Genomic DNA, 24,387 nt, shown 5'->3' on the forward strand with positions numbered 1-24,387 from the left:
ACGCAAAAACCGCCCAAATGAGGGCGGTTCTGCTTATCGTTTAGACTTAGTTAAGCTGTACGTTGAGTGCCTTTGCGATTGCTTCTCCATACGCCGGGTCGGCCTTGAAGAAATGCTGCAATTGGCGATCAACCACATCGCTGGAAACTCCTGCCATTGCGCCGGCAATGTTGTTGATCAGCAGGTTTTTCTGCTCCTCGCTCATCAAACGGAACAACGCACCGGCGTGGCTGTAGTAGTCGGTGTCTTCGCGATGATCGTAACGATCAGCCGCGCCGCTCAAGGCCAAAGCAGGTTCCGCGTAGCGCGGTGCCTGTTTCGGTGATTCTACGTAACTGTTCGGCTCATAGTTCGGCGCTGCGCCGCCATTGGCGCCAAACGCCATGGAGCCGTCGCGCTGGTAAGTGTTGACCGGGCTGCGAGGCGCGTTCACCGGCAGTTGCTGGTGATTGGTCCCCACACGGTACCGGTGGGCATCAGCGTAAGCGAATACACGACCTTGGAGCATGCGGTCAGGCGACAGACCGACACCCGGGACCATATTGCTCGGACCGAACGCCGCCTGCTCGACTTCAGCGAAGTAGTTCAGCGGATTGCGGTTGAGTTCAAGCTCACCCACCTCGATCAATGGGAACTCTTTCTGCGACCAGGTTTTGGTCACGTCAAACGGGTTCTCGTAATGAGCCTCGGCTTGGGCCTCGGTCATGATTTGGATATTGACACTCCATTTCGGGAAATCACCGCGCTCAATGGCGCCGAACAGGTCACGTTGCGCGTAGTCCGGATCGGTACCCGCCAGGCGCGCTGCTTCTGCCGGAGCGAGGTTCTTGATCCCTTGCTTGGTTTTGTAGTGCCACTTCACCCAGTGACGCTCGCCATTGGCGTTAATCAGGCTGTAGGTGTGGCTACCAAAGCCGTGCATGTGGCGATAGCCGTCAGGGATGCCACGGTCCGAGAACAGAATGGTGACCTGGTGCAACGCCTCAGGCGAATGCGACCAGAAATCCCACATCATCTGCGCGCTTTTCAGGTTGCTTTGCGGCAGGCGCTTCTGGGTATGAATAAAGTCAGGGAATTTCAGCGGATCACGGATGAAGAACACCGGCGTGTTGTTACCGACGATGTCCCAGTTGCCTTCCTCTGTGTAGAACTTCAGGGCAAAACCGCGTGGATCACGCTCGGTGTCGGCCGAACCGCGTTCGCCGCCCACAGTAGAGAACCGCAGGAAGGTCGGGGTTTGTTTGCCGACGGACTCAAACAGCTTGGCACTGGTGTACTGAGTGATGTCGCGAGTCACGGTGAACGTACCGTAGGCACCCGAACCTTTGGCGTGCACACGACGCTCAGGGATGTTTTCACGGTTGAAATGAGCAAGCTTCTCGATCAGGTGAAAATCGTCGAGCAGCAAAGGGCCACGAGGGCCGGCGGAGCGGGAATTCTGGTTGTCGGCGACAGGAGCGCCACTGGCGGTCGTAAGCGTGCTGTTCTGGCTCATGCGATCTCATCCTCTGTCAGTTTTGGAACTGCCGGCTAATCGGCGTGGGAGGGAGTATTGACCATCAATCATGACACCTACAAATTCATTAATTTGCAGACATCAATAGAAAAATACTACCAACAATCCCCCCTCATATACTGAAGGCATGAACCGCAAGGAAGCTTGTACAAACAGTGCATTTCTTACACGCACAAAAAACCGGGCACTAGGCCCGGTTCTTTGTTTCAGACTGACGTCTTACTCAGCGGATACAGCTTCACCGCCGACAGGACGATCAACCAACTCGACGTACGCCATAGGCGCGTTGTCGCCAGTGCGGAAGCCGCACTTGAGGATGCGCAGGTAGCCACCCTCACGGGTAGCGTAACGCTTGCCCAGGTCGTTGAAGAGCTTACCAACGATAGCTTTCGAACGAGTACGGTCGAAAGCCAGACGGCGGTTAGCCAGGCTGTCTGTCTTGGCCAAAGTGATCAGCGGCTCAGCAACGCGGCGCAGTTCTTTGGCTTTTGGCAGTGTAGTTTTGATCAGCTCGTGCTCGAACAGCGACACCGCCATGTTTTGAAACATGGCCTTGCGGTGCGAGCTGGTGCGGCTCAGGTGACGACCACTTTTACGATGACGCATGGTTCATTCCTTACCAAACACAACGTTCGGTGATTACGACGATCAGGCAGTCGCCTTGTCGTCCTTCTTAAGACTTGCAGGCGGCCAGTTGTCGAGGCGCATGCCGAGGGACAGACCGCGGGAGGCCAGAACGTCCTTGATTTCAGTCAAGGATTTCTTGCCAAGGTTCGGAGTCTTCAACAGCTCTACTTCGGTACGCTGAATCAGGTCACCGATGTAGTAGATGTTTTCCGCCTTAAGGCAGTTAGCCGAACGTACAGTCAGTTCCAGATCGTCAACCGGGCGAAGCAGGATCGGATCGATCTCGTCTTCCTGCTCGACAACCACTGGCTCACTGTCACCTTTGAGATCGACGAACGCAGCCAACTGCTGTTGCAGAATGGTTGCAGCACGGCGGATAGCCTCTTCAGGATCCAGGGTACCGTTGGTTTCCAGATCAATAACCAGCTTGTCCAGGTTAGTACGCTGTTCGACACGGGCGTTTTCCACCACGTATGCGATACGGCGAACCGGGCTGAACGAAGAGTCAAGCTGCAAGCGACCGATGCTGCGGCTTTCGTCTTCATCGCTCTGACGCGAGTCTGCCGGTTCATAACCACGACCACGAGCTACGGTGAGCTTCATGTTCAGGGCGCCGTTAGACGCCAGGTTAGCGATTACGTGATCGGGGTTAACGATCTCGACATCATGATCCAGCTGAATATCGGCAGCGGTAACCACCCCCGAACCCTTCTTCGACAAGGTCAGCGTAACTTCGTCTCGACCGTGCAGCTTGATAGCCAGACCTTTAAGGTTCAACAGGATTTCAATTACGTCTTCCTGTACACCTTCGATGGCGCTGTACTCGTGGAGCACACCGTCAATCTCGGCCTCGACTACTGCACAGCCGGGCATTGAGGACAACAGGATGCGGCGCAGCGCGTTGCCCAGGGTGTGGCCGAAACCACGCTCGAGAGGCTCGAGAGTGATCTTGGCGCGGGTTGGACTGACAACCTGCACATCAATATGGCGGGGTGTCAGGAACTCATTTACCGAAATCTGCATGGATGCACCTATTTTCTAGCCCTTACTTGGAGTAGAGCTCGACAATCAGGCTTTCGTTGATGTCGGCGGACAGATCACTGCGAGCTGGAACGTTCTTGAAAACGCCCGACTTCTTCTCAGTGTCTACTTCTACCCATTCTACGCGGCCACGTTGGGCACACAGATCGAGAGCTTGGACAATGCGAAGTTGGTTCTTTGCTTTCTCGCGAACTGCGACCACGTCACCAGCACGAACCTGGTAAGACGGAACGTTTACGGTCTGACCGTTAACGCTGATCGACTTGTGCGATACCAGCTGACGGGATTCGGCACGAGTAGAGCCAAAACCCATACGGTATACAACGTTGTCCAGACGGCATTCGAGCAGTTGCAACAGGTTTTCGCCAGTTGCACCTTTCTTGCCAGCAGCTTCTTTGTAGTAGCCGCTGAATTGACGCTCGAGAACGCCGTAGATACGACGGACCTTCTGCTTTTCACGCAGTTGGGTGCCGTAATCGGACTGGCGACCGCGGCGTTGGCCGTGGATACCAGGTGCTGCTTCGATGTTGCACTTCGATTCGATCGCGCGCACGCCGCTCTTCAGAAAGAGATCGGTGCCTTCGCGACGAGCGAGTTTGCATTTTGGACCAATGTAACGAGCCATTCTTTACAATCTCCTGGATTACACGCGGCGCTTCTTCGGCGGACGGCACCCGTTGTGCGGGATTGGCGTCACGTCGGTGATGCTGGCGATCTTGTAGCCACAGCCGTTCAAAGCGCGGACTGCAGATTCACGACCTGGGCCTGGACCTTTGACGTTAACGTCGAGGTTTTTCAGGCCGTATTCCAGCGCAGCTTGACCAGCACGTTCAGCAGCTACTTGAGCAGCAAACGGGGTGGACTTGCGGGAACCGCGGAAACCCGAACCACCGGAGGTAGCCCAGGAAAGAGCGTTGCCTTGACGGTCGGTGATGGTCACGATTGTGTTGTTAAAAGAAGCATGGATGTGGGCGATGCCATCAACCACTGTCTTTTTAACTTTTTTACGAGGACGAGCAGCAGGTTTAGCCATGATTAATTTCCTGTCGATTCGCTGGGGCGATTACTTGCGGATCGGCTTACGCGGACCTTTACGGGTACGCGCGTTAGTCTTGGTACGCTGACCGCGCACTGGAAGACCACGACGATGACGCAGACCGCGATAGCAACCGAGGTCCATCAAACGCTTGATTTTCATGTTGATTTCGCGACGCAGGTCACCTTCAGTGGTGAACTTCGCCACTTCGCCACGCAGCTGTTCAATCTGCTCGTCGCTCAGATCTTTGATCTTTGCGGCTGGGTTTACCCCAGTCACTGCACAAATTTTCTGTGCAGTAGTGCGACCAACACCATAGATGTAGGTCAGCGAGATAACAGTATGCTTGTTATCTGGAATGTTAACGCCTGCAATACGGGCCATTCAGTGGGACTCCAATTGACAGCTACCTACGCCCCGGAAGCCAAGAAATAGGGCGCGAGATAATATCGCTGTAATAACAAATAATCAACCCGGCAGCGCACTAGCTGCCGGGCTTGAAGCACAATCACACTCAGCCTTGGCGCTGTTTGTGACGCGGTTCCGCGCTGCAAATTACTCGAACAACACCTTCGCGGCGAATAATCTTGCAGTTACGGCACAGCTTTTTCACCGATGCACGAACTTTCATCACCAACTCCTCGAACCTTATGGGTACTCAGCGCAACATGCCGCTGCCGTAACCCTTCAGGTTGGCTTTCTTCATCAGGGATTCGTACTGGTGCGAAACGAGGTGCGATTGTACTTGAGACATGAAGTCCATCACAACCACGACCACGATCAGCAACGAGGTCCCGCCAAGGTAGAACGGAACGTTTGCTGCAACCACCAGGAACTGGGGCAACAGGCACACGGCCGTCATATATAGAGCACCGAACAGGGTCAAACGAGTCAGAACGCCATCAATGTAGCGCGCAGACTGCTCACCTGGACGGATGCCCGGAATAAAGGCACCGGACTTCTTCAGGTTTTCCGCTACGTCTTTCGGATTGAACATCAACGCCGTATAGAAGAAGCAGAAGAAAATAATCCCTGCACTAAACAGCAGAATATTCAACGGCTGACCAGGAGCGATCGACTGCGAGATGTCCTGCAGCCAGCCCATACCTTCAGACTGACCAAACCAGGTACCCAACGAAGCCGGGAACAGCAAAATGCTGCTCGCGAAAATGGCTGGAATAACACCGGCCATGTTCACCTTCAACGGCAAGTGGCTAGTCTGCGCAGCAAAGACCTTGCGGCCCTGCTGACGCTTGGCGTAATGAACAGCAATACGACGCTGACCACGCTCAATGAACACCACGAAACCGATAATCGCTACTGCCAGCAAACCGATGGCAACCAAGGCAAAAATGTTGATATCACCCTGACGCGCAGACTCGAAAGACTGCCCGATCGCTCTCGGAAGACCGGCGACGATACCTGCGAATATCAACATCGAGATACCGTTGCCAACACCACGCTCAGTAATCTGCTCACCCAGCCACATCATGAACATCGCACCAGCCACAAAAGTGGATACCGCGACGAAATGGAAGCCAAAGTCACCAGTGAACGAAACGCCCTGCCCCGCAAGACCAATGGACATGCCAATTGCCTGAACGAGAGCGAGGACGACAGTGCCGTAGCGGGTGTACTGAGCGATCTTGCGACGCCCAGCTTCACCTTCCTTCTTCAACTGTTCCAGCTGCGGGCTGACGGCGGTCATCAGCTGCATGATGATCGATGCCGAAATGTACGGCATGATCCCCAGTGCAAAGATGCTCATCCGTTCCAGCGCGCCGCCGGAAAACATGTTGAACAAGCTAAGAATGGTCCCCTCATTCTGTCGAAACAGGTCCGCGAGTCGGTCCGGGTTGATACCTGGAACCGGGATGTGTGCGCCTATTCGGTAGACGATAATCGCCAAGAATAGAAAACGCAGACGAGCCCAGAGTTCAGACATACCGCCTTTGCCGAGCGCAGAGAGAGCACCTTGCTTAGCCATTTATTCCTCGAACTTGCCGCCAGCTGCTTCGATAGCCGCACGCGCACCTTTGGTGGCGCCGATTCCCTTTCCGATGGTAACAGCGCGAGTAACTTCGCCGGACAGCATGATTTTCACACGCTGTACGTTGACGTTGATCACGTTGGCATCTTTCAGGGACTGCACGGTGACGATGTCGCCTTCCACTTTAGCCAGTTCGGACAAACGCACTTCTGCGCGATCCATGGCTTTCAGGGAAACGAAACCGAACTTCGGCAGGCGACGATGCAGCGGCTGTTGACCGCCTTCAAAGCCTGGAGCAATGGTGCCACCGGAGCGGGAGGACTGACCTTTGTGGCCACGGCCACCGGTCTTGCCCAAACCACTACCGATACCACGGCCCGGACGATGCTTTTCGCGACGGGAACCCGGCGCTGGACTCAGATCATTGAGTTTCATCGATTAACCCTCGACACGCAGCATGTAGTAAGCCTTGTTGATCATCCCGCGATTCTCGGGAGTATCAAGTACTTCTACAGTGTGACCGATGCGACGCAGACCCAGACCCTTAACGCACAGTTTGTGGTTAGGGATGCGGCCGGTCATGCTTTTGATCAGCGTAACTTTAACGGTAGCCATGATCAGAAGATCTCCTTGACGCTTTTGCCACGCTTGGCGGCAATGGATTCAGGAGACTGCATAGCTTTCAAACCTTTGAAAGTGGCGTGAACCACGTTTACCGGGTTAGTCGAGCCGTAGCACTTGGCCAGAACGTTCTGAACGCCAGCAACTTCGAGGACAGCACGCATAGCGCCGCCAGCGATGATACCGGTACCTTCAGAAGCAGGCTGCATGTACACCTTCGAAGCGCCATGGGCGGACTTCATTGCGTACTGCAGAGTGGTGCCGTTCAGATCAACTTGGATCATGTTGCGGCGAGCAGCTTCCATTGCCTTCTGGATCGCAGCAGGCACTTCACGCGACTTGCCACGGCCGAAGCCAACACGCCCTTTACCATCACCAACCACGGTCAACGCGGTGAAAGTGAAGATACGGCCGCCTTTAACGGTTTTGGCTACGCGGTTAACTTGAACCAGCTTCTCGATGTAGCCTTCGTCGCGCTTTTGGTCGTTATTTGACATAACTTAGAACTCCAGCCCAGCTTCACGAGCAGCATCAGCCAGCGCCTTGACGCGGCCGTGGTACTTGAAGCCAGAGCGGTCGAAAGCCACCTGCGAGACGCCAGCGGCTTTAGCACGCGTAGCGACCAGCTGGCCAACCTTAGTGGCCGCGTCGATGTTGCCAGTGGCCCCATCACGCAGTTCTTTATCCAAAGTCGAGGCACTTGCCAGGACTTTGTTGCCGTCGGCCGAAATGACCTGGGCGTAGATGTGCTGCGACGAGCGGAACACGCAGAGACGCACGACTTCGAGTTCGTGCATTTTCAGGCGTGCTTTGCGAGCGCGACGCAGTCGAGTAACTTTTTTGTCGGTCATTTGCTATGCCCTACTTCTTCTTGGCTTCTTTACGACGGACGACTTCGTCCGCGTAGCGCACACCTTTGCCTTTGTACGGCTCTGGTGGACGGAAGTCGCGGATCTCGGCGGCCACTTGACCTACCAGCTGCTTATCGATGCCCTTGATCAGGATATCGGTCTGGCTAGGAGTCTCAGCGGTGATGCCTTCCGGCAGTTCATAATCCACTGGGTGCGAGAAGCCAAGAGCCAGGTTCAGCACTGTGCCTTTTGCTTGCGCTTTGTAACCAACACCGACCAGCTGGAGCTTGCGCTCGAAGCCTTGGCTTACGCCTTGGACCATGTTGTTAACCAACGCACGAGTGGTACCAGCCATTGCGCGAGTCTGTTGATCGCCATTGCGAGCAGCAAAACGCAGCTCACCAGCTTCTTCAACAATCTCAACGGACGAATGGATGTTCAGTTCGAGAGTACCCTTGGCACCCTTCACCGAAAGCTGTTGGCCTGCGAATTTGACTTCGACACCGGCTGGCAGCTTAACGGGGTTCTTAGCGACGCGTGACATGCTTATCCCCCCTTAGAACACAGTGCAAAGAACTTCGCCGCCGACACCGGCAGCGCGCGCAGCACGATCCGTCATCACACCTTTGTTGGTGGAGACGATAGACACACCGAGACCGCCACGAACTTTTGGCAGATCATCGACGGACTTGTACTGACGCAGGCCTGGACGGCTAACGCGCTTCACTTCTTCGATGACCGGACGGCCTTCGAAGTACTTCAGCTCGATGGACAGCAGTGGTTTGATTTCGCTGCTGATCTGATAACCCGCAATGTAACCTTCGTCCTTCAGGACTTTGGCAACAGCTACCTTCAAAGTAGAAGATGGCATGCTTACGACGGACTTTTCAGCCATCTGGGCATTACGGATTCGAGTTAGCATGTCCGCTAACGGGTCCTGCATACTCATGGGCTAGACGCTCCTAATACAAAAAAATTAGCCTTGCGGCTACTACTTGTCGCCGAGGACATCCATGCAAAAAAAGCACGGGCTCAGGCGAGCCGGGTATTCTAGACACACCCCACAAATGAATCAAGCCCCAATAGGGGCTTGATTCAAGTTCAAGGTCACCGATGGTCAGGATCTTGCGATCCCGAGCACCGAGACTTTGATAGTGCTTACCAGCTGGCTTTAACCAGACCAGGTACGTCACCACGCATAGCAGCTTCACGCAGTTTGTTACGGCCGAGGCCGAACTTGCGGTAAACGCCGTGTGGACGACCGGTCAGGCGGCAGCGGTTACGCATGCGCGAAGCGCTTGCGTCACGTGGCTGCTTCTGCAGAGCTACTGTAGCTTCCCAACGCGCTTCTGGACTTGCGTTCAGATCAACGATGATAGCTTTCAGTGCTGCACGCTTTTTGGCGTACTTGGCAACCGTGAGCTGACGCTTCAGCTCGCGGTTTTTCATGCTCATCTTGGCCATTTTCCTACTCCAATCAGTTGCGGAACGGGAATTTGAAAGCGCGCAGCAGAGCGCGACCTTCATCATCGTTCTTGGCAGTGGTGGTCAGGGTAATGTCCAGACCGCGGAGAGCATCGATCTTGTCGTAGTCGATTTCCGGGAAGATGATCTGCTCTTTAACGCCCATGCTGTAGTTACCACGACCATCGAAGGACTTGGCATTCAGGCCGCGGAAGTCGCGAACCCGAGGCAGGGAGATCGACAGCAGACGATCCAGGAATTCGTACATACGCTCACGGCGCAGAGTCACTTTGACGCCGATCGGCCAACCTTCACGGACTTTAAAGCCAGCGATGGATTTCCGAGCGTAAGTCACAACGACTTTCTGACCGGTGATCTTTTCCAGGTCGGCAACAGCGTGCTCGATGACTTTTTTGTCACCGACCGCTTCGCCCAGACCCATGTTCAGGGTGATTTTGGTAACGCGTGGAACTTCCATCACGTTCGAAAGCTTAAGTTCTTCCTTAAGCTTCGGTGCGATTTCCTTCCAGTAAATCTCTTTTAGTCGTGCCATGGTCTTCTACCTAGCAGTGTTCAAGCATCAACCGCTTTTTGGGTCGACTTGAAGACACGAATTTTCTTGCCGTCTTCTACTTTAAAACCAACGCGGTCAGCCTTGTTGGTTTCGCCGTTGAAAATGGCGACGTTAGAAGCATCCAGCGGAGCTTCTTTTTCGACGATACCGCCCTGCACGCCCGACATCGGGTTAGGCTTGGTATGACGCTTAACCAGGTTCAGACCGCCAATAACCAAACGGTTGTTAGCGAGAACCTTAAGCACCTTACCGCGCTTACCTTTGTCTTTGCCGGCGATCACGATGATCTCGTCGTCACGACGAATCTTTTGCATGTCGGATCTCCTTACAGCACTTCTGGGGCGAGCGAGACGATCTTCATGAACTTCTCAGTACGAAGTTCACGGGTCACTGGCCCAAAGATACGGGTGCCGATCGGCTCTTGCTTGTTGTTCAGAAGAACAGCAGCGTTGCCATCAAAGCGGATAATGGAGCCATCAGCACGACGTACGCCGTGACGAGTGCGGACTACAACAGCAGTCATCACTTGGCCTTTTTTCACTTTACCGCGAGGAATTGCTTCCTTCACGGTAACTTTGATGATGTCACCGATACCAGCGTAACGACGATGGGAGCCACCCAGCACCTTGATGCACATAACACGGCGAGCGCCGCTGTTATCGGCCACATCGAGCATGGATTGAGTCTGAATCATATAATTTCTCCGACCCCTAGTCCTTAGACTTCCACAGCGCGTTCGAGAACATCAACCAGCGCCCAAGACTTGGTCTTGGCCAAAGGACGAGTTTCACGAATAGTGACTTTGTCGCCGATGTGGCACTGATTGGTTTCGTCGTGCGCGTGCAGCTTAGTCGAACGCTTAACGTATTTACCGTAGATCGGGTGCTTAACGCGACGCTCGATCAGAACGGTGATGGTTTTGTCCATCTTGTCGCTGACAACACGGCCAGTCAGCGTACGGACAGTTTTTTCGGCTTCAGCCATGATTACTTACCTGCCTGCTGGTTGAGCACAGTCTTCACGCGAGCGATGTCACGCTTAACTTGCGAGAGCAGATGAGACTGCCCCAACTGGCCAGTTGCTTTCTGCATACGCAGATTGAACTGGTCGCGCAGCAAGCCGAGCAGTTGCTCGTTCAGCTGCTGTGCGGATTTTTCACGAAGTTCATTCGCTTTCATCACATCACCGTCCGTTTAACAAAGGCGGTGGCGAGCGGCAGCTTTGCAGCAGCCAGGGCAAAAGCCTCACGCGCCAGCTCTTCAGAAACACCCTCGATTTCATACAGGACTTTGCCTGGCTGAATCTGGGCAACCCAGTACTCCACACTACCCTTACCTTTACCCATCCGAACTTCGAGAGGCTTTTTGGAAATAGGCTTGTCCGGGAATACACGGATCCAGATCTTGCCGCCACGTTTAACGTGACGGGTCAGAGCACGACGCGCTGACTCGATCTGACGAGCGGTGAGACGACCACGAGCTACAGACTTCAGCGCGAACTCGCCGAAGCTGACTTTGCTACCGCGCTGAGCCAGACCACGGTTGTGGCCTGTCATCTGCTTGCGGAACTTCGTACGCTTTGGTTGCAACATTTGGCGTACCCCTTACTTAGCAGCTTTTTTACGAGGCGCTGGTGCTTGTGGTTTCAGTTCTTCTTGGCGACCACCAATTACTTCGCCTTTGAAGATCCAAACCTTTACACCGATCACACCGTAAGTGGTGTGAGCTTCGTAGTTGGCATAGTCGATGTCGGCACGCAGGGTGTGCAGTGGCACACGACCTTCGCGATACCATTCAGTACGTGCGATTTCAGCACCGCCGAGACGACCGCTCACTTGGATTTTGATGCCTTTGGCACCAATGCGCATGGCGTTCTGAACAGCGCGCTTCATAGCGCGACGGAACATTACGCGACGCTCCAGCTGCTGAGCTACGCTCTGCGCAACCAGCATACCGTCGAGCTCCGGCTTGCGGATCTCTTCGATATTGATGTGCACAGGCACACCCATTTGCTTGGTCAGGTCCTGACGCAGTTTCTCAACATCTTCACCTTTCTTCCCGATAACGATACCTGGACGAGCGGTGTGGATGGTGATACGTGCAGTCTGAGCCGGACGATGGATATCGATACGGCTTACGGACGCGCTTTTTAGTTTGTCTTGGAGATACTCACGCACCTTCAGATCAGCGAACAAATAGTCCGCATAAGTCCGACCGTCTGCGTACCAGACGGAGGTGTGCTCCTTGACGATTCCCAGGCGAATGCCAATGGGATGTACTTTCTGACCCATCTCTTCGACTCCGTTACTTGTCAGCAACCTTGACAGTGATATGGCAAGACCGCTTGACGATGCGATCAGCACGGCCTTTGGCACGTGGCATGATTCGCTTCAGCGAACGCCCTTCGTTGACGAAAACGGTGCTGACCTTCAGGTCATCAACGTCTGCGCCTTCGTTATGCTCGGCGTTGGCTACGGCCGACTCCAGCACTTTCTTCATGATCTCGGCGGCTTTCTTACTGCTGAAAGCCAACAGGTTGAGCGCTTCGCCCACCTTCTTCCCGCGGATCTGGTCGGCGACCAAGCGGGCTTTCTGGGCGGAGATTCGAGCGCCCGACAACTTAGCGGCTACTTCCATCGTTCCTTACCCCTTAACGCTTGGCTTTCTTGTCTGCCACGTGCCCACGATATGTGCGGGTACCGGCAAACTCGCCCAGTTTGTGGCCGACCATGTCTTCGTTCACGAGAACTGGAACATGTTGACGACCGTTATGCACTGCAATGGTCAGACCGACCATTTGTGGCAGGATCATCGAACGACGCGACCAGGTTTTAACTGGTTTGCGATCGTTCTTTTCCGCCGCCACTTCGATCTTCTTCAGTAGGTGAAGATCAATAAAAGGACCTTTTTTCAGAGAACGTGGCACTGTCGTATCCCTCTATTTACTTGCGACGACGGACGATCATTTTGTCGGTACGCTTATTACCACGAGTCTTCGCGCCCTTAGTCGGGAAGCCCCATGGCGATACCGGATGACGACCACCAGAGGTACGACCTTCACCACCACCATGTGGGTGGTCAACCGGGTTCATGGCAACACCACGAACGGTTGGGCGAACGCCACGCCAGCGTTTGGCACCAGCTTTACCCAGCGAACGCAGGCTGTGCTCGGAGTTCGAGACTTCACCCAGGGTCGCGCGGCATTCAGCCAGCACTTTACGCATCTCACCAGAACGCAGACGCAGGGTCACGTAGACACCTTCACGAGCGATCAGCTGAGCCGAAGCACCAGCGGAACGAGCGATTTGCGCGCCTTTACCTGGCTTCAATTCGATGCCGTGTACGGTGCTACCAACTGGAATGTTACGCAGTTGCAGAGCGTTGCCCGGCTTGATCGGTGCCAAAGCACCTGCGATCAGCTGGTCACCAGCACTCACGCCTTTAGGGGCGATGATGTAGCGACGCTCGCCATCTGCGTACAGCAGCAGAGCGATGTGAGCAGTACGGTTTGGATCGTATTCGATACGCTCGACAGTGGCAGAGATGCCATCTTTGTCGTTGCGACGGAAATCGACCAGACGATAATGCTGCTTATGGCCACCACCGATGTGACGAGTGGTAATACGACCATTGTTGTTACGACCACCAGTCTTCGATTTTTTCTCGAGCAGCGGTGCGTGAGGAGCGCCTTTATGCAGCTCCTGGTTGACCACCTTGACCACAAAACGGCGGCCAGGGGAAGTCGGTTTGCATTTAACGATTGCCATGATGCACCCCTTCCTTACTCAGCACTGCTGCTGAAATCGAGATCTTGGCCTGGCTGAAGGGAGATAACTGCCTTCTTCCAGTCATTACGCTTGCCCAGACCGCGAGCAGTGCGCTTGCTCTTACCCAGAACATTCAGGGTAGTAACACGCTCTACTTTCACGCTGAACAGGCTTTCGACGGCCTTCTTGATTTCCAGCTTGGTTGCGTCAGTCGCAACCTTGAAAACGAACTGGCCTTTCTTGTCAGCCAGAACCGTAGCCTTCTCGGAAACGTGCGGGCCAAGCAGAACTTTAAATACGCGTTCCTGGTTCATCCCAGCAGCTCCTCGAATTTCTTCACGGCCGACACGGTGATCAACACCTTGTCGTATGCGATCAGACTAACTGGATCGGAACCTTGCACGTCACGTACATCAACGTGTGGCAGGTTGCGAGCAGCCAGGTACAGGTTCTGATCAACCACTTCAGACACGATCAAGACGTCAGTCAGGCCCATGCCGGTCAGTTTGTTCAGCAGATCTTTGGTCTTCGGTGCATCAACAGCGAAGTCCTGAACCACAACCAGACGATCAGTACGCACCAGCTCAGCAAGGATGGAACGCATTGCTGCGCGATACATCTTCTTGTTCAGCTTCTGGGTGTGATCCTGAGGACGAGCTGCGAAAGTGGTACCGCCGCCACGCCAGATTGGGCTACGGATAGTACCGGCACGAGCACGGCCAGTACCTTTCTGACGCCATGGGCGCTTACCGCCACCACGAACGTCGGAACGGGTCTTTTGCTGCTTGCTACCTTGACGGCCGCCGGCCATGTAGGCCACGACTGCTTGGTGAACCAGCGTCTCGTTGAATTCGCCGCCAAATGTCAGTTCGGAAACTTCGATCGCTTGAGCGTCATTTACATTTAATTGCATGTCAGCTTCCCCTTAACCGCGAGCCTTGGCTGCTGGACGTACAACCAAGTTGCCGCCAGTAGCGCCAGGAACAGCACCCTTGACCAACAACAGATTGCGTTCAGCGTCCACGCGCACTACTTCGAGGGACTGCACGGTCACGCGCTCAGCGCCCATATGACCGGACATTTTTTTGCCCTTGAATACACGACCAGGAGTCTGGCACTGGCCGATAGAGCCTGGAACGCGGTGGGACACGGAGTTACCGTGGGTATTATCTTGCCCGCGGAAGTTCCAACGCTTGATCGTACCCTGGAAGCCTTTACCTTTGGACTGACCGGTTACATCAACCAGTTGACCAGCAGCGAAGATTTCAGCGTTGATCAGATCGCCGGCCTGGTACTCGCCTTCTTCAAGGCGGAATTCCATTACGGTACGACCAGCAGCAACGTTCGCTTTAGCGAAGTGGCCAGCCTGAGCAGCTGTAACACGCGAAGCACGACGCTCGCCTACAGTGACTTGCACTGCACGATAGCCATCGGTCTCTTCAGTTTTGAACTGGGTGACGCGATTCGGCTCGATCTCAATGACCGTGACCGGAATGGAGACACCTTCTTCGGTGAAAATACGGGTCATACCGCATTTACGACCGACTACACCAATAGTCATGTTGTAAACCTCATGAGTGTACGGGGCTTTCACCCGCTATGGCCGCCCATTTCAGAGCGTTACACGACTAAGACCGAGTCTTAGCCGAGGCTGATCTGCACTTCCACACCGGCCGCAAGATCAAGCTTCATAAGTGCATCAACGGTTTTATCCGTTGGCTGGACGATGTCCAGAACGCGCTTATGAGTACGGATCTCGTACTGGTCACGCGCGTCTTTGTTGACGTGCGGGGAGACCAGAACGGTGAACCGCTCTTTACGGGTAGGCAGTGGAATTGGACCACGCACTTGAGCACCAGTACGTTTCGCGGTTTCCACGATTTCCTGGGTGGATTGGTCGATCAGGCGATGGTCAAAAGCCTTCAACCTGATACGGATTTGCTGATTTTGCATTGGATTTCAGACTCCGGCTGCTATTCCCACCGAGCGCAATACGCCCGTTAAAAGGAGGCGCAATTCTATAGACGCCCCATATAGGTGTCAACCCAATAAAAAAGCCCCCGCTAAGCGGGGGCTTTTTCAACTCATCGAAGCTTACTCAAAAAAGAGCTTACTCGATGATTTTGGCTACGACGCCAGCGCCGACGGTACGACCGCCTTCACGGATAGCGAAACGCAGACCGTCTTCCATTGCGATGGTCTTGATCAGGGTGACAACCATTTTGATGTTGTCGCCTGGCATTACCATTTCAACGCCTTCCGGCAGTTCGCAGTTACCAGTCACGTCAGTAGTACGGAAGTAGAACTGTGGACGGTAGCCTTTGAAGAACGGAGTGTGACGACCGCCTTCTTCTTTGCTCAGAACGTAGACTTCAGCTTCGAACTTGGTGTGCGGCTTAACCGAACCTGGCTTAACCAGAACCTGGCCACGCTCAACGTCGTCACGCTTGGTACCACGCAGCAGAACGCCGCAGTTCTCGCCAGCACGACCTTCGTCGAGCAGCTTACGGAACATTTCAACACCGGTGCAGGTGGTGACGGTAGTGTCACGCAGACCAACGATTTCCAGTGGATCCTGAACCTTGACGATACCGCGCTCGATACGGCCAGTTACAACAGTACCGCGACCGGAGATCGAGAATACGTCTTCGATTGGCATCAGGAACGGCTTGTCGATAACACGGACTGGATCTGGGATGTAGCTGTCCAGAGTCTCAACCAGTTTACGAACGGCAGTGGTGCCCATTTCGTTGTCGTCTTGGCCGTTCAGAGCCATCAGAGCCGAACCGATGATGATCGGAGTGTCGTCACCTGGGAAGTCGTAAGTGCTCAGCAGATCGCGCACTTCCATCTCAACCAGTTCCAGCAACTCAGCGTCGTCAACCATGTCAGCCTTGTTCAGGAAGACAACGATGTACGGAACGCCAACCTGACGGGACAGCAGGATGTGCTCACGGGTTTGTGGCATCGGACCATCAGCGGCCGAGCAAACCAGGATAGCGCCGTCCATCTGAGCAGCACCGGTGATCATGTTCTTCACATAGTCAGCGTGACCTGGGCAGTCAACGTGAGCGTAGTGACGGATCAGCGAGTTGTATTCAACGTGCGCGGTGTTGATGGTGATACCACGAGCCTTTTCTTCCGGAGCGCTGTCGATTTTGTCGAAAGCAACAACGGCCGAACCGAAAACTTCGGAGCAGACGCGAGTCAGAGCAGCGGTCAGCGTGGTTTTACCGTGGTCGACGTGACCGATGGTGCCAACGTTGACGTGCGGGAGGGTACGGTCAAATTTTTCTTTAGCCACGACAATTAACTCCTAGCCTAAAGGGGCTGAATCAGCCTTGTTTTTTGGTAACAGTTTCGACGATATGCGACGGAGCTGTATTGTATTTTTTGAATTCCATAGAGTAGCTTGCGCGACCTTGGGACATGGAACGGACGTCGGTCGCATAACCGAACATCTCACCCAGCGGAACTTCGGCGCGAATCACTTTGCCGGAGACCGTGTCTTCCATACCCAGGATCATGCCGCGACGACGGTTAAGGTCGCCCATCACGTCACCCATATAGTCTTCAGGCGTAACAACCTCTACCGCCATGATCGGCTCAAGCAACTCACCACCGCCCTTCTGGGCCAGTTGCTTGGTTGCCATGGAAGCAGCCACTTTAAACGCCATCTCGTTGGAGTCGACGTCGTGGTAGGAACCATCAAACACGGTAGCCTTCAGGCCGATCAGCGGATAGCCGGCAACAACGCCGTTCTTCATCTGCTCTTCGATACCCTTCTGGATAGCCGGGATGTATTCCTTAGGAACCACACCACCCACTACTTCGTTCACGAATTGCAGACCTTCCTGACCTTCATCAGCCGGCGCAAAACGAATCCAGCAGTGACCAAACTGGCCACGACCGCCGGATTGACGAACGAACTTACCTTCGATTTCACAGTTCTTCGTGATGCGCTCACGATAGGAAACCTGAGGCTTACCGATGTTGGCTTCGACGTTGAACTCACGGCGCATCCGGTCAACCAGGATGTCCAGGTGCAACTCGCCCATGCCGGAGATGATCGTTTGACCAGTCTCTTCATCAGTCTTGACGCGGAAAGACGGGTCTTCCTGAGCAAGCTTGCCCAGAGCGATACCCATTTTTTCCTGGTCGTCCTTGGTCTTAGGCTCTACGGCAACCGAAATAACCGGCTCCGGGAAGTCCATGCGAACCAGGATGATTGGCTTGTCAGCGTTGCACAAAGTTTCACCAGTGGTGACGTCCTTCATGCCGATCAAGGCCGCGATGTCACCAGCGCGCACTTCCTTGATTTCTTCACGGGCGTTTGCGTGCATTTGCACCATACGACCCACGCGCTCTTTCTTGCCTTTAACCGAGTTGATCACGCCGTCGCCGGAGGCCAACACGCCCGAGTAAACTCGAACGAAGGTCAAGGTACCCACGAATGGGTCGGTAGCGATCTTGAACGCCAGAGCCGAGAACGGCTCGCTGTCGTCTGCGTGACGCTCCATTTCCTTGGTCTCGTCATCCGGGTCAGTACCCTTGATGGCAGGAATGTCGGTAGGAGCAGGCAGGTAGTCGATAACGGCGTCGAGAACCAGGGGAACACCCTTGTTCTTGAAGGAAGAACCGCAAACAGCCAGAACGATCTCACCAGCGATAGTACGCTGACGCAGAGCGGCCTTGATTTCCGCGTTGGTGAGTTCTTCACCTTCGAGGTACTTGTTCATCAGCTCTTCGCTGGCTTCGGCCGCAGCCTCAACCATATTGCCGCGCCACTCGTCAGCCAGTTCCTGCAGTTCAGCAGGGATAGGCTTGCGAACTGGAACCATGCCTTTGTCAGAGTCATTCCAGTAAACAGCTTCCATGGCCATCAGATCGATCTGACCCTGGAAGTTGTCTTCGGAACCGATGGCCAACTGGATTGGCACCGGAGTGTGACCCAGACGCTGCTTGATCTGACCGATCACGCGCAGGAAGTTGGCACCAGCACGGTCCATCTTGTTTACGTAAACAAGACGTGGAACGCCGTATTTGTTGGCTTGACGCCATACGGTTTCCGACTGAGGCTCAACACCCGAGGTGCCGCAGAACACAACGACCGCGCCGTCGAGAACACGCAGGGAACGCTCAACTTCAATAGTGAAGTCAACGTGGCCCGGGGTGTCGATGACGTTGAAGCGGTATTGGTCCTTGTGCTGCTTCTCGGAACCCTGCCAGAAGGCGGTAATAGCAGCAGAAGTAATGGTAATACCACGCTCCTGCTCCTGCACCATCCAGTCTGTGGTCGCGGCGCCGTCATGCACCTCGCCCATTTTGTGACTTTTGCCAGTGTAAAAAAGGACGCGCTCGGTGGTGGTGGTTTTACCAGCATCCACGTGAGCAACGATACCAATGTTACGGTAGCGGTTAATCGGTGTAGTACGAGCCATAAAGCCCTCGCAAAATTAGTGACGCTAAAATTAGAAGCGGTAGTGCGAGAAAGCCTTGTTGGCTTCAGCCATACGGTGCACGTCTTCACGCTTCTTAACTGCAGCACCTTTGCCTTCGGCAGCGTCCAATAGTTCGCCAGCCAAACGCAGAGCCATAGACTTCTCGCCGCGCTTACGGGCGAAGTCTACCAACCAGCGCATTGCCAGAGCGTTACGACGGGACGGACGAACTTCGACCGGAACCTGGTAAGTAGCACCGCCTACACGGCGCGACTTTACTTCGACCAGCGGAGCGATGGCGTCGAGAGCTTTCTCGAAGATTTCCAGGGGATCGCTGTTCTTGCGTTCTTTAACCTTTTCCAGCGCGCCATAAACGATACGCTCGGCAACGGCTTTCTTGCCGCTTTCCATTACGTGGTTCATGAACTTGGCCAGGATCTGGCTGCCGTATTTTGGATCGTCAAGCACTTCGCGCTTGGCTGCTACGCGTCTTCTTGGCATGGATAAGCCCTCAAACGGTCTTCAGGTTCGCTCGGAATCGGTGCCCTTTCGGGACGCCTCCGACCTTACTCTTATCGACTCAGAAAAATAGAAAATCAGTTTTTACAAAAAGCCACTACTACTTAGGCTTCTTGGTACCGTACTTCGAACGACCCTGGTTACGACCTTTAACGCCGGAAGTATCCAAAGAACCGCGTACGGTGTGGTAACGAACACCTGGCAAGTCTTTTACACGACCGCCGCGGATCAGTACCACGCTGTGCTCTTGCAGGTTGTGGCCTTCACCGCCGATGTACGAGGAAACCTCGAAACCGTTGGTCAGACGCACACGGCATACTTTACGCAGTGCCGAGTTAGGTTTTTTCGGCGTGGTGGTATACACACGGGTGCATACGCCACGACGTTGCGGGCAGTTCTGCAGCGCAGGCACGTCGGATTTCTCGACGATACGCTTACGCGGCTGACGTACCAGCTGGTTGATAGTTGCCATCTACTAGCTCCACTGTTGTCTTGCGACGCTATTGTCTTGCAAGAAAAGCAAAATGGCAGGAACGAATTCCCGCCAAATTTAGGGGTACAAGAGTCTAAAGAGGATCTTGCCCCCAGTCAAGGCAAGGCCCCGACCTCCCCGCTCATCCAACCTCGACAAATTGTCTCGATTCGATGAACGGAACGGCCAGGGCCTTACGCTCATTTATCGCAGAACTCAGTTACCGCTTGAGTTCAGCGCTTCGGTCAGTGCAGCTTCCACTTCACTGGCGCTTACGCGCAACGGTTTGTCAGCATCACGGCGGCGCTTGCGCTCGCTGTGATAAGCCAGACCGGTACCGGCCGGGATCAGACGACCCACGACTACGTTTTCTTTCAGGCCGCGCAGGTAATCGCGCTTGCCGGTTACCGCCGCTTCGGTCAGTACGCGAGTGGTTTCCTGGAAGGAAGCCGCCGAGATGAACGATTCGGTGGACAACGACGCCTTGGTGATACCCAGCAGTACGCGAGTGAACTTGGAAACGAATTTCTCGTCGCCAGCCAGACGCTCGTTCTCTACCAGAACGTGAGTCAATTCCATCTGGTCGCCCTTGATGAAACTGGAATCGCCGGATTCAGCGATTTCAACTTTACGCAGCATCTGACGCAGGATGGTCTCGATGTGCTTATCGTTGATCTTCACGCCTTGTAGACGGTAAACGTCCTGGATCTCGTTCACGATGTACTTGGCCAGCGCACTCACACCCAGCAGACGCAGGATGTCGTGTGGATCGCTCGGGCCGTCGGAGATAACTTCGCCGCGGTTTACCTGTTCGCCTTCGAAGACGTTCAGGTGACGCCACTTCGGAATCAGCTCTTCGTACGGATCGCTACCGTCGTTCGGGGTGATAACCAGACGGCGCTTGCCTTTGGTCTCTTTACCGAACGCGATGGTGCCGCTGACTTCAGCCAGAATCGAGGCTTCTTTCGGACGACGGGCTTCGAACAAGTCGGCAACGCGCGGCAGACCACCGGTGATGTCACGGGTCTTCGAAGTCTCTTGCGGAATACGAGCGATAACATCACCGATCGCGATTTTCGCACCGTCCGCTACACCGACCAGGGCGTTAGCAGGCAGGAAGTACTGAGCAATTACGTCGGTACCCGGCAGCAAGAGATCCTTGCCGTTGTCATCAACCATCTTCACAGCAGGACGGATATCTTTACCGGCAGCTGGACGGTCTTTGGCGTCGAGTACTTCAATGTTGGTCATACCGGTCAATTCGTCAGTCTGACGCTTGATCGTGATGCCTTCTTCCATGCCCACGTAGGTCACGGTACCTTTCATTTCGGTAACGATTGGGTGAGTGTGCGGATCCCACTTGGCCACGATTGCGCCAGCGTCGACCTTGTCACCTTCTTTAACCGAAATCACAGCACCGTACGGCAGCTTGTAACGCTCGCGCTCACGACCGAAGTCATCAGCGATCGCCAGCTCACCGGAACGGGACACAGCAACCAGGCAACCATCCACTCGCTCAACGTGCTTCAGGTTATGCAGACGGACGGTACCGCCATTCTTCACCTGAACGCTGTCGGCTGCGGAGGTCCGGCTTGCCGCACCACCGATGTGGAACGTACGCATGGTCAGCTGGGTACCCGGCTCACCGATGGACTGGGCAGCGATAACGCCGACCGCTTCACCGATGTTCACCTGGTGACCACGAGCCAAGTCACGGCCGTAGCACTTGGCGCAAATGCCGTAGCGGGTTTCGCAGCTGATCGGCGAACGCACGATCACTTCGTCGATGCTGTTCAGCTCGATGAACTCGACCCACTTCTCGTCTACCAGAGTGCCGGCAGGAACGATAATTTCCTCGGTACCTGGCTTGAATACGTCACGGGCAATGACACGACCCAATACGCGCTCACCCAACGGCTCAACAACGTCACCGCCTTCAATGTGCGGAGTCATTACCAGGCCATGTTCGGTGCCGCAATCGATCTCGGTCACAACCAGATCCTGCGCCACGTCTACCAGACGACGAGTCAGGTAACCGGAGTTCGCAGTTTTCAACGCGGTATCCGCCAAACCTTTACGAGCACCGTGAGTGGAGATGAAGTACTGAAGTACGCTCAAACCTTCACGGAAGTTCGCAGTAATCGGCGTTTCGATGATGGAACCGTCCGGCTTGGCCATCAGGCCACGCATACCGGCGAGCTGACGGATCTGCGCAGCAGAACCCCGTGCGCCCGAGTCGGCCATCATGTACATCGAGTTGAAAGACTCTTGGTCGACTTCGACGCCATGACGGTCAATGACTCTCTCTTTCGAGAGGTTGGCCATCATCGCCTTGGAAACTTCGTCGTTCGCCTTGGACCAAAGGTCGATCACTTTGTTGTACTTCTCGCCCTGGGTTACCAGGCCGGAGGCGTACTGACTTTCAATCTCTTTCACTTCGTCGGTGGCTGCACCGATGATGCGGGCTTTTTCATCCGGGATAACGAAGTCGTTAACACCGATGGAAACGCCGGAGATGGTCGAATAAGCAAAACCGGTGTACATCAACTGGTCAGCGAAGATCACAGTCTCTTTCAAACCAACCACGCGGTAGCACTGGTTGATCAGCTTGGAGATCGCCTTTTTCTTCATCGGCTGGTTGACGACGTCGTACGACAGGCCAGGTGGAACAACCTGGAACAACAGCGCACGGCCGACAGTGGTGTCGACAATACGGGTGTTCTTGACGCTGCCACCATCACGATCGTTGACGGTTTCGTTGATCCGCACTTTGACCTTGGCGTGCAGTGCGGCTTCGCCGGCACGGAACACACGGTCAACTTCCTGCAGATCCGCGAACACACGACCTTCGCCCTTGGCGTTGATCGCTTCACGAGTCATGTAGTACAGACCCAATACAACGTCCTGCGACGGAACGATGATTGGCTCACCGTTGGCTGGCGACAGAATGTTGTTGGTCGACATCATCAACGCACGCGCTTCCAACTGGGCTTCCAGTGTCAGCGGTACGTGCACGGCCATTTGGTCGCCGTCGAAGTCGGCGTTGTACGCAGCACAGACCAGAGGGTGCAGCTGGATAGCCTTACCTTCGATCAGTACCGGTTCAAACGCCTGGATACCCAGACGGTGAAGGGTCGGTGCACGGTTGAGGAGAACCGGGTGTTCGCGAATCACTTCAGCAAGAACGTCCCAAACCTCTGGCAGCTCGCGCTCAACCATCTTCTTGGCAGCTTTGATGGTGGTAGCAAGACCACGCATTTCCAGCTTGCCGAAAATGAACGGCTTGAACAGCTCGAGAGCCATCTTCTTCGGCAGACCGCACTGGTGCAGACGCAGGGTCGGGCCAACGGTAATTACCGAACGACCGGAGTAGTCAACACGCTTACCGAGCAAGTTCTGACGGAAACGACCCTGCTTACCCTTGATCATGTCAGCCAGGGATTTCAGAGGACGCTTGTTGGAACCGGTGATAGCGCGACCACGACGACCGTTGTCGAGCAGTGCATCGACAGCTTCCTGCAACATACGCTTTTCGTTGCGCACGATGATGTCCGGAGCGGACAGATCGAGCAGACGCTTCAAGCGGTTGTTACGGTTGATCACTCGACGATACAGATCGTTGAGGTCGGAAGTCGCGAAGCGACCGCCGTCCAGCGGGACCAGTGGACGCAGATCTGGCGGCAGAACCGGCAGAACGGTCAGCACCATCCACTCTGGCAGGTTGCCGGAACCCTGGAAGGCTTCCATCAACTTCAGACGCTTGGACAGCTTCTTGATCTTGGTTTCGGAGTTGGTTTGCGGAATTTCTTCACGCAGGCGGCCAATCTCGTGTTCCAGGTCGATAGCGTGCAGCAGTTCGCGGACAGCTTCGGCACCCATGCGGGCATCGAAATCGTCGCCGAACTCTTCCAGCGCTTCGAAGTACTGCTCGTCGTTGAGCAGCTGACCTTTTTCAAGGGTGGTCATGCCTGGATCGATAACGACATAGCTCTCGAAGTAGAGAACGCGTTCGATATCACGCAGGGTCATGTCCATCAGCAAGCCGATACGGGACGGCAGCGATTTCAGGAACCAGATGTGGGCAACTGGCGAGGCCAGTTCGATGTGCGCCATGCGCTCACGACGAACTTTTGCCAGCGCGACTTCAACGCCGCACTTTTCGCAGATCACACCACGGTGCTTCAAGCGCTTGTACTTACCGCACAGGCACTCGTAATCCTTTACCGGGCCAAAGATCTTGGCGCAGAACAGGCCGTCACGCTCAGGTTTGAACGTACGGTAGTTAATGGTTTCCGGCTTTTTAACTTCACCGAACGACCACGAACGGATCATCTCAGGCGATGCCAATCCAATACGGATGGCATCGAACTCTTCGACTTGACCCTGGTTTTTCAGCAAATTCAGTAGGTCTTTCAAGGCCTTTCCTCCTGGCGGAGCAGAGAGCGGGCAATCCTGCCCCGCTCTCGATT

The 24,387-nt window shown here is 54.7% G+C and carries 34 protein-coding genes; all 34 read right to left on the reverse strand.

The window, feature by feature from the left end; translation table 11 throughout:
- Window positions 1-46: 46 nt before the first annotated feature.
- On the reverse strand, window positions 47-1,495 hold the full coding sequence (locus KVG95_RS24185; RefSeq protein WP_217858218.1) for a catalase: 1,449 nt from the start codon (window positions 1,493-1,495) through the stop codon (window positions 47-49).
- A gap of 240 nt (window positions 1,496-1,735) precedes the next feature.
- A complete protein-coding gene (gene rplQ / locus KVG95_RS24190) occupies window positions 1,736-2,122 on the reverse strand; it encodes a 50S ribosomal protein L17 (RefSeq protein WP_007896790.1) in 387 nt (128 codons plus the stop codon).
- Between the two features lie 42 nt (window positions 2,123-2,164).
- Window positions 2,165-3,166, reverse strand: a complete 1,002-nt coding sequence (locus tag KVG95_RS24195; protein ID WP_003186012.1) for a DNA-directed RNA polymerase subunit alpha — start codon at window positions 3,164-3,166, stop codon at window positions 2,165-2,167.
- Between the two features lie 22 nt (window positions 3,167-3,188).
- The gene (rpsD, locus tag KVG95_RS24200) at window positions 3,189-3,809 is read right to left on the reverse strand and encodes a 30S ribosomal protein S4 (protein WP_003176404.1); all 621 of its coding nucleotides are present in this window, start codon (window positions 3,807-3,809) and stop codon (window positions 3,189-3,191) included.
- 18 nt (window positions 3,810-3,827) lie between these two features.
- On the reverse strand, window positions 3,828-4,217 hold the full coding sequence (rpsK, locus tag KVG95_RS24205; protein ID WP_002555466.1) for a 30S ribosomal protein S11: 390 nt from the start codon (window positions 4,215-4,217) through the stop codon (window positions 3,828-3,830).
- A 30-nt stretch (window positions 4,218-4,247) separates the two neighbouring features.
- A complete protein-coding gene (gene rpsM, locus KVG95_RS24210) occupies window positions 4,248-4,604 on the reverse strand; it encodes a 30S ribosomal protein S13 (RefSeq protein ID WP_003186020.1) in 357 nt (118 codons plus the stop codon).
- A 130-nt stretch (window positions 4,605-4,734) separates the two neighbouring features.
- Window positions 4,735-4,851 (reverse strand): 50S ribosomal protein L36, encoded by a 117-nt coding sequence (gene rpmJ / locus KVG95_RS24215; protein WP_002555468.1) that lies wholly within the window; start codon window positions 4,849-4,851, stop codon window positions 4,735-4,737.
- A 27-nt stretch (window positions 4,852-4,878) separates the two neighbouring features.
- Window positions 4,879-6,207 carry a preprotein translocase subunit SecY gene (gene secY, locus KVG95_RS24220; RefSeq protein WP_008073883.1) on the reverse strand — a complete coding sequence of 443 codons (1,329 nt, stop codon included), beginning with the start codon at window positions 6,205-6,207 and terminating at the stop codon, window positions 4,879-4,881.
- Entirely contained in the window at window positions 6,208-6,645 is a 438-nt protein-coding gene (gene rplO / locus KVG95_RS24225) for a 50S ribosomal protein L15 (RefSeq protein ID WP_007896782.1), read from the reverse strand.
- Window positions 6,646-6,648: 3 nt separating this feature from the next.
- Window positions 6,649-6,825: a 50S ribosomal protein L30 gene (gene rpmD / locus KVG95_RS24230; RefSeq protein WP_003186033.1), complete on the reverse strand. Its 177-nt coding sequence runs from the start codon at window positions 6,823-6,825 to the stop codon at window positions 6,649-6,651.
- A 2-nt stretch (window positions 6,826-6,827) separates the two neighbouring features.
- A complete protein-coding gene (gene rpsE / locus KVG95_RS24235) occupies window positions 6,828-7,328 on the reverse strand; it encodes a 30S ribosomal protein S5 (protein ID WP_003186035.1) in 501 nt (166 codons plus the stop codon).
- Between the two features lie 3 nt (window positions 7,329-7,331).
- Window positions 7,332-7,682, reverse strand: coding sequence for a 50S ribosomal protein L18 (gene rplR, locus KVG95_RS24240; protein ID WP_003186037.1), 351 nt, complete (start codon window positions 7,680-7,682; stop codon window positions 7,332-7,334).
- A 10-nt stretch (window positions 7,683-7,692) separates the two neighbouring features.
- A complete protein-coding gene (gene rplF, locus KVG95_RS24245) occupies window positions 7,693-8,226 on the reverse strand; it encodes a 50S ribosomal protein L6 (protein WP_003176412.1) in 534 nt (177 codons plus the stop codon).
- Window positions 8,227-8,238: 12 nt separating this feature from the next.
- A complete protein-coding gene (gene rpsH, locus KVG95_RS24250) occupies window positions 8,239-8,631 on the reverse strand; it encodes a 30S ribosomal protein S8 (protein ID WP_003186040.1) in 393 nt (130 codons plus the stop codon).
- 209 nt (window positions 8,632-8,840) lie between these two features.
- Window positions 8,841-9,146, reverse strand: a complete 306-nt coding sequence (gene rpsN / locus KVG95_RS24255; RefSeq protein ID WP_003176414.1) for a 30S ribosomal protein S14 — start codon at window positions 9,144-9,146, stop codon at window positions 8,841-8,843.
- Between the two features lie 13 nt (window positions 9,147-9,159).
- On the reverse strand, window positions 9,160-9,699 hold the full coding sequence (gene rplE / locus KVG95_RS24260; RefSeq protein WP_003176415.1) for a 50S ribosomal protein L5: 540 nt from the start codon (window positions 9,697-9,699) through the stop codon (window positions 9,160-9,162).
- Window positions 9,700-9,719: 20 nt separating this feature from the next.
- Window positions 9,720-10,034, reverse strand: coding sequence for a 50S ribosomal protein L24 (gene rplX, locus KVG95_RS24265; protein WP_003176416.1), 315 nt, complete (start codon window positions 10,032-10,034; stop codon window positions 9,720-9,722).
- An 11-nt stretch (window positions 10,035-10,045) separates the two neighbouring features.
- A complete protein-coding gene (rplN, locus tag KVG95_RS24270) occupies window positions 10,046-10,414 on the reverse strand; it encodes a 50S ribosomal protein L14 (protein WP_002555479.1) in 369 nt (122 codons plus the stop codon).
- Between the two features lie 23 nt (window positions 10,415-10,437).
- The gene (gene rpsQ / locus KVG95_RS24275) at window positions 10,438-10,704 is read right to left on the reverse strand and encodes a 30S ribosomal protein S17 (RefSeq protein ID WP_003176419.1); all 267 of its coding nucleotides are present in this window, start codon (window positions 10,702-10,704) and stop codon (window positions 10,438-10,440) included.
- Between the two features lie 2 nt (window positions 10,705-10,706).
- Entirely contained in the window at window positions 10,707-10,898 is a 192-nt protein-coding gene (gene rpmC, locus KVG95_RS24280) for a 50S ribosomal protein L29 (protein WP_002555481.1), read from the reverse strand.
- Window positions 10,898-11,311 carry a 50S ribosomal protein L16 gene (rplP, locus tag KVG95_RS24285; protein ID WP_007896757.1) on the reverse strand — a complete coding sequence of 138 codons (414 nt, stop codon included), beginning with the start codon at window positions 11,309-11,311 and terminating at the stop codon, window positions 10,898-10,900. Before rplP ends, rpmC begins: the two co-directional genes overlap by 1 nt.
- A 12-nt stretch (window positions 11,312-11,323) precedes the next feature.
- A complete protein-coding gene (rpsC, locus tag KVG95_RS24290; RefSeq protein WP_003176422.1) occupies window positions 11,324-12,010 on the reverse strand; it encodes a 30S ribosomal protein S3 in 687 nt (228 codons plus the stop codon).
- A 13-nt stretch (window positions 12,011-12,023) separates the two neighbouring features.
- On the reverse strand, window positions 12,024-12,356 hold the full coding sequence (rplV, locus tag KVG95_RS24295) for a 50S ribosomal protein L22 (RefSeq protein ID WP_003103908.1): 333 nt from the start codon (window positions 12,354-12,356) through the stop codon (window positions 12,024-12,026).
- 13 nt (window positions 12,357-12,369) lie between these two features.
- Entirely contained in the window at window positions 12,370-12,645 is a 276-nt protein-coding gene (rpsS, locus tag KVG95_RS24300; RefSeq protein WP_002555486.1) for a 30S ribosomal protein S19, read from the reverse strand.
- Window positions 12,646-12,661: 16 nt separating this feature from the next.
- The gene (gene rplB / locus KVG95_RS24305; RefSeq protein ID WP_003176423.1) at window positions 12,662-13,486 is read right to left on the reverse strand and encodes a 50S ribosomal protein L2; all 825 of its coding nucleotides are present in this window, start codon (window positions 13,484-13,486) and stop codon (window positions 12,662-12,664) included.
- Between the two features lie 14 nt (window positions 13,487-13,500).
- Complete coding sequence (gene rplW, locus KVG95_RS24310) at window positions 13,501-13,800, reverse strand: 50S ribosomal protein L23 (protein WP_002555488.1); 300 nt, start codon at window positions 13,798-13,800, stop codon at window positions 13,501-13,503.
- Window positions 13,797-14,399, reverse strand: a complete 603-nt coding sequence (gene rplD, locus KVG95_RS24315; RefSeq protein ID WP_007896707.1) for a 50S ribosomal protein L4 — start codon at window positions 14,397-14,399, stop codon at window positions 13,797-13,799. Before rplD ends, rplW begins: the two co-directional genes overlap by 4 nt.
- Before the next feature lie 12 nt (window positions 14,400-14,411).
- Window positions 14,412-15,047 carry a 50S ribosomal protein L3 gene (rplC, locus tag KVG95_RS24320; RefSeq protein ID WP_003186059.1) on the reverse strand — a complete coding sequence of 212 codons (636 nt, stop codon included), beginning with the start codon at window positions 15,045-15,047 and terminating at the stop codon, window positions 14,412-14,414.
- Between the two features lie 80 nt (window positions 15,048-15,127).
- Window positions 15,128-15,439 (reverse strand): 30S ribosomal protein S10, encoded by a 312-nt coding sequence (gene rpsJ / locus KVG95_RS24325; protein ID WP_003186070.1) that lies wholly within the window; start codon window positions 15,437-15,439, stop codon window positions 15,128-15,130.
- Between the two features lie 157 nt (window positions 15,440-15,596).
- A complete protein-coding gene (gene tuf, locus KVG95_RS24330; RefSeq protein ID WP_007896660.1) occupies window positions 15,597-16,790 on the reverse strand; it encodes an elongation factor Tu in 1,194 nt (397 codons plus the stop codon).
- Window positions 16,791-16,821: 31 nt separating this feature from the next.
- Window positions 16,822-18,927 carry an elongation factor G gene (gene fusA, locus KVG95_RS24335; protein WP_038981309.1) on the reverse strand — a complete coding sequence of 702 codons (2,106 nt, stop codon included), beginning with the start codon at window positions 18,925-18,927 and terminating at the stop codon, window positions 16,822-16,824.
- A gap of 30 nt (window positions 18,928-18,957) precedes the next feature.
- A complete protein-coding gene (gene rpsG, locus KVG95_RS24340) occupies window positions 18,958-19,428 on the reverse strand; it encodes a 30S ribosomal protein S7 (RefSeq protein WP_002555493.1) in 471 nt (156 codons plus the stop codon).
- 118 nt (window positions 19,429-19,546) lie between these two features.
- On the reverse strand, window positions 19,547-19,918 hold the full coding sequence (rpsL, locus tag KVG95_RS24345) for a 30S ribosomal protein S12 (protein ID WP_002555494.1): 372 nt from the start codon (window positions 19,916-19,918) through the stop codon (window positions 19,547-19,549).
- Window positions 19,919-20,134: 216 nt separating this feature from the next.
- Entirely contained in the window at window positions 20,135-24,334 is a 4,200-nt protein-coding gene (gene rpoC / locus KVG95_RS24350) for a DNA-directed RNA polymerase subunit beta' (protein WP_217858219.1), read from the reverse strand.
- Between the last annotated feature and the right edge of the window lie 53 nt (window positions 24,335-24,387).

The organism is Pseudomonas farris (assembly GCF_019145235.1).
GTDB classification, from domain to species: Bacteria; Pseudomonadota; Gammaproteobacteria; order Pseudomonadales; family Pseudomonadaceae; genus Aquipseudomonas; species Aquipseudomonas farris.

What these genes read in the sequence shown, in the direction of transcription:
- KVG95_RS24185 (WP_217858218.1), bottom strand. Translation starts at nt 1,495, where the DNA reads ATGAGCCAGAACAGCACGCTTACGACCGCCAGTGGCGCTCCTGTCGCC.
- rplQ (WP_007896790.1), bottom strand. Translation starts at nt 2,122, where the DNA reads ATGCGTCATCGTAAAAGTGGTCGTCACCTGAGCCGCACCAGCTCGCAC.
- KVG95_RS24195 (WP_003186012.1), bottom strand. Translation starts at nt 3,166, where the DNA reads ATGCAGATTTCGGTAAATGAGTTCCTGACACCCCGCCATATTGATGTG.
- rpsD (WP_003176404.1), bottom strand. Translation starts at nt 3,809, where the DNA reads ATGGCTCGTTACATTGGTCCAAAATGCAAACTCGCTCGTCGCGAAGGC.
- rpsK (WP_002555466.1), bottom strand. Translation starts at nt 4,217, where the DNA reads ATGGCTAAACCTGCTGCTCGTCCTCGTAAAAAAGTTAAAAAGACAGTG.
- rpsM (WP_003186020.1), bottom strand. Translation starts at nt 4,604, where the DNA reads ATGGCCCGTATTGCAGGCGTTAACATTCCAGATAACAAGCATACTGTT.
- rpmJ (WP_002555468.1), bottom strand. Translation starts at nt 4,851, where the DNA reads ATGAAAGTTCGTGCATCGGTGAAAAAGCTGTGCCGTAACTGCAAGATT.
- secY (WP_008073883.1), bottom strand. Translation starts at nt 6,207, where the DNA reads ATGGCTAAGCAAGGTGCTCTCTCTGCGCTCGGCAAAGGCGGTATGTCT.
- rplO (WP_007896782.1), bottom strand. Translation starts at nt 6,645, where the DNA reads ATGAAACTCAATGATCTGAGTCCAGCGCCGGGTTCCCGTCGCGAAAAG.
- rpmD (WP_003186033.1), bottom strand. Translation starts at nt 6,825, where the DNA reads ATGGCTACCGTTAAAGTTACGCTGATCAAAAGCATGACCGGCCGCATC.
- rpsE (WP_003186035.1), bottom strand. Translation starts at nt 7,328, where the DNA reads ATGTCAAATAACGACCAAAAGCGCGACGAAGGCTACATCGAGAAGCTG.
- rplR (WP_003186037.1), bottom strand. Translation starts at nt 7,682, where the DNA reads ATGACCGACAAAAAAGTTACTCGACTGCGTCGCGCTCGCAAAGCACGC.
- rplF (WP_003176412.1), bottom strand. Translation starts at nt 8,226, where the DNA reads ATGTCACGCGTCGCTAAGAACCCCGTTAAGCTGCCAGCCGGTGTCGAA.
- rpsH (WP_003186040.1), bottom strand. Translation starts at nt 8,631, where the DNA reads ATGAGTATGCAGGACCCGTTAGCGGACATGCTAACTCGAATCCGTAAT.
- rpsN (WP_003176414.1), bottom strand. Translation starts at nt 9,146, where the DNA reads ATGGCCAAGATGAGCATGAAAAACCGCGAGCTGAAGCGTCAGCTCACG.
- rplE (WP_003176415.1), bottom strand. Translation starts at nt 9,699, where the DNA reads ATGGCACGACTAAAAGAGATTTACTGGAAGGAAATCGCACCGAAGCTT.
- rplX (WP_003176416.1), bottom strand. Translation starts at nt 10,034, where the DNA reads ATGCAAAAGATTCGTCGTGACGACGAGATCATCGTGATCGCCGGCAAA.
- rplN (WP_002555479.1), bottom strand. Translation starts at nt 10,414, where the DNA reads ATGATTCAGACTCAATCCATGCTCGATGTGGCCGATAACAGCGGCGCT.
- rpsQ (WP_003176419.1), bottom strand. Translation starts at nt 10,704, where the DNA reads ATGGCTGAAGCCGAAAAAACTGTCCGTACGCTGACTGGCCGTGTTGTC.
- rpmC (WP_002555481.1), bottom strand. Translation starts at nt 10,898, where the DNA reads ATGAAAGCGAATGAACTTCGTGAAAAATCCGCACAGCAGCTGAACGAG.
- rplP (WP_007896757.1), bottom strand. Translation starts at nt 11,311, where the DNA reads ATGTTGCAACCAAAGCGTACGAAGTTCCGCAAGCAGATGACAGGCCAC.
- rpsC (WP_003176422.1), bottom strand. Translation starts at nt 12,010, where the DNA reads ATGGGTCAGAAAGTACATCCCATTGGCATTCGCCTGGGAATCGTCAAG.
- rplV (WP_003103908.1), bottom strand. Translation starts at nt 12,356, where the DNA reads ATGGAAGTAGCCGCTAAGTTGTCGGGCGCTCGAATCTCCGCCCAGAAA.
- rplB (WP_003176423.1), bottom strand. Translation starts at nt 13,486, where the DNA reads ATGGCAATCGTTAAATGCAAACCGACTTCCCCTGGCCGCCGTTTTGTG.
- rplW (WP_002555488.1), bottom strand. Translation starts at nt 13,800, where the DNA reads ATGAACCAGGAACGCGTATTTAAAGTTCTGCTTGGCCCGCACGTTTCC.
- rplD (WP_007896707.1), bottom strand. Translation starts at nt 14,399, where the DNA reads ATGCAATTAAATGTAAATGACGCTCAAGCGATCGAAGTTTCCGAACTG.
- rplC (WP_003186059.1), bottom strand. Translation starts at nt 15,047, where the DNA reads ATGACTATTGGTGTAGTCGGTCGTAAATGCGGTATGACCCGTATTTTC.
- rpsJ (WP_003186070.1), bottom strand. Translation starts at nt 15,439, where the DNA reads ATGCAAAATCAGCAAATCCGTATCAGGTTGAAGGCTTTTGACCATCGC.
- fusA (WP_038981309.1), bottom strand. Translation starts at nt 18,927, where the DNA reads ATGGCTCGTACTACACCGATTAACCGCTACCGTAACATTGGTATCGTT.
- rpsG (WP_002555493.1), bottom strand. Translation starts at nt 19,428, where the DNA reads ATGCCAAGAAGACGCGTAGCAGCCAAGCGCGAAGTGCTTGACGATCCA.
- rpsL (WP_002555494.1), bottom strand. Translation starts at nt 19,918, where the DNA reads ATGGCAACTATCAACCAGCTGGTACGTCAGCCGCGTAAGCGTATCGTC.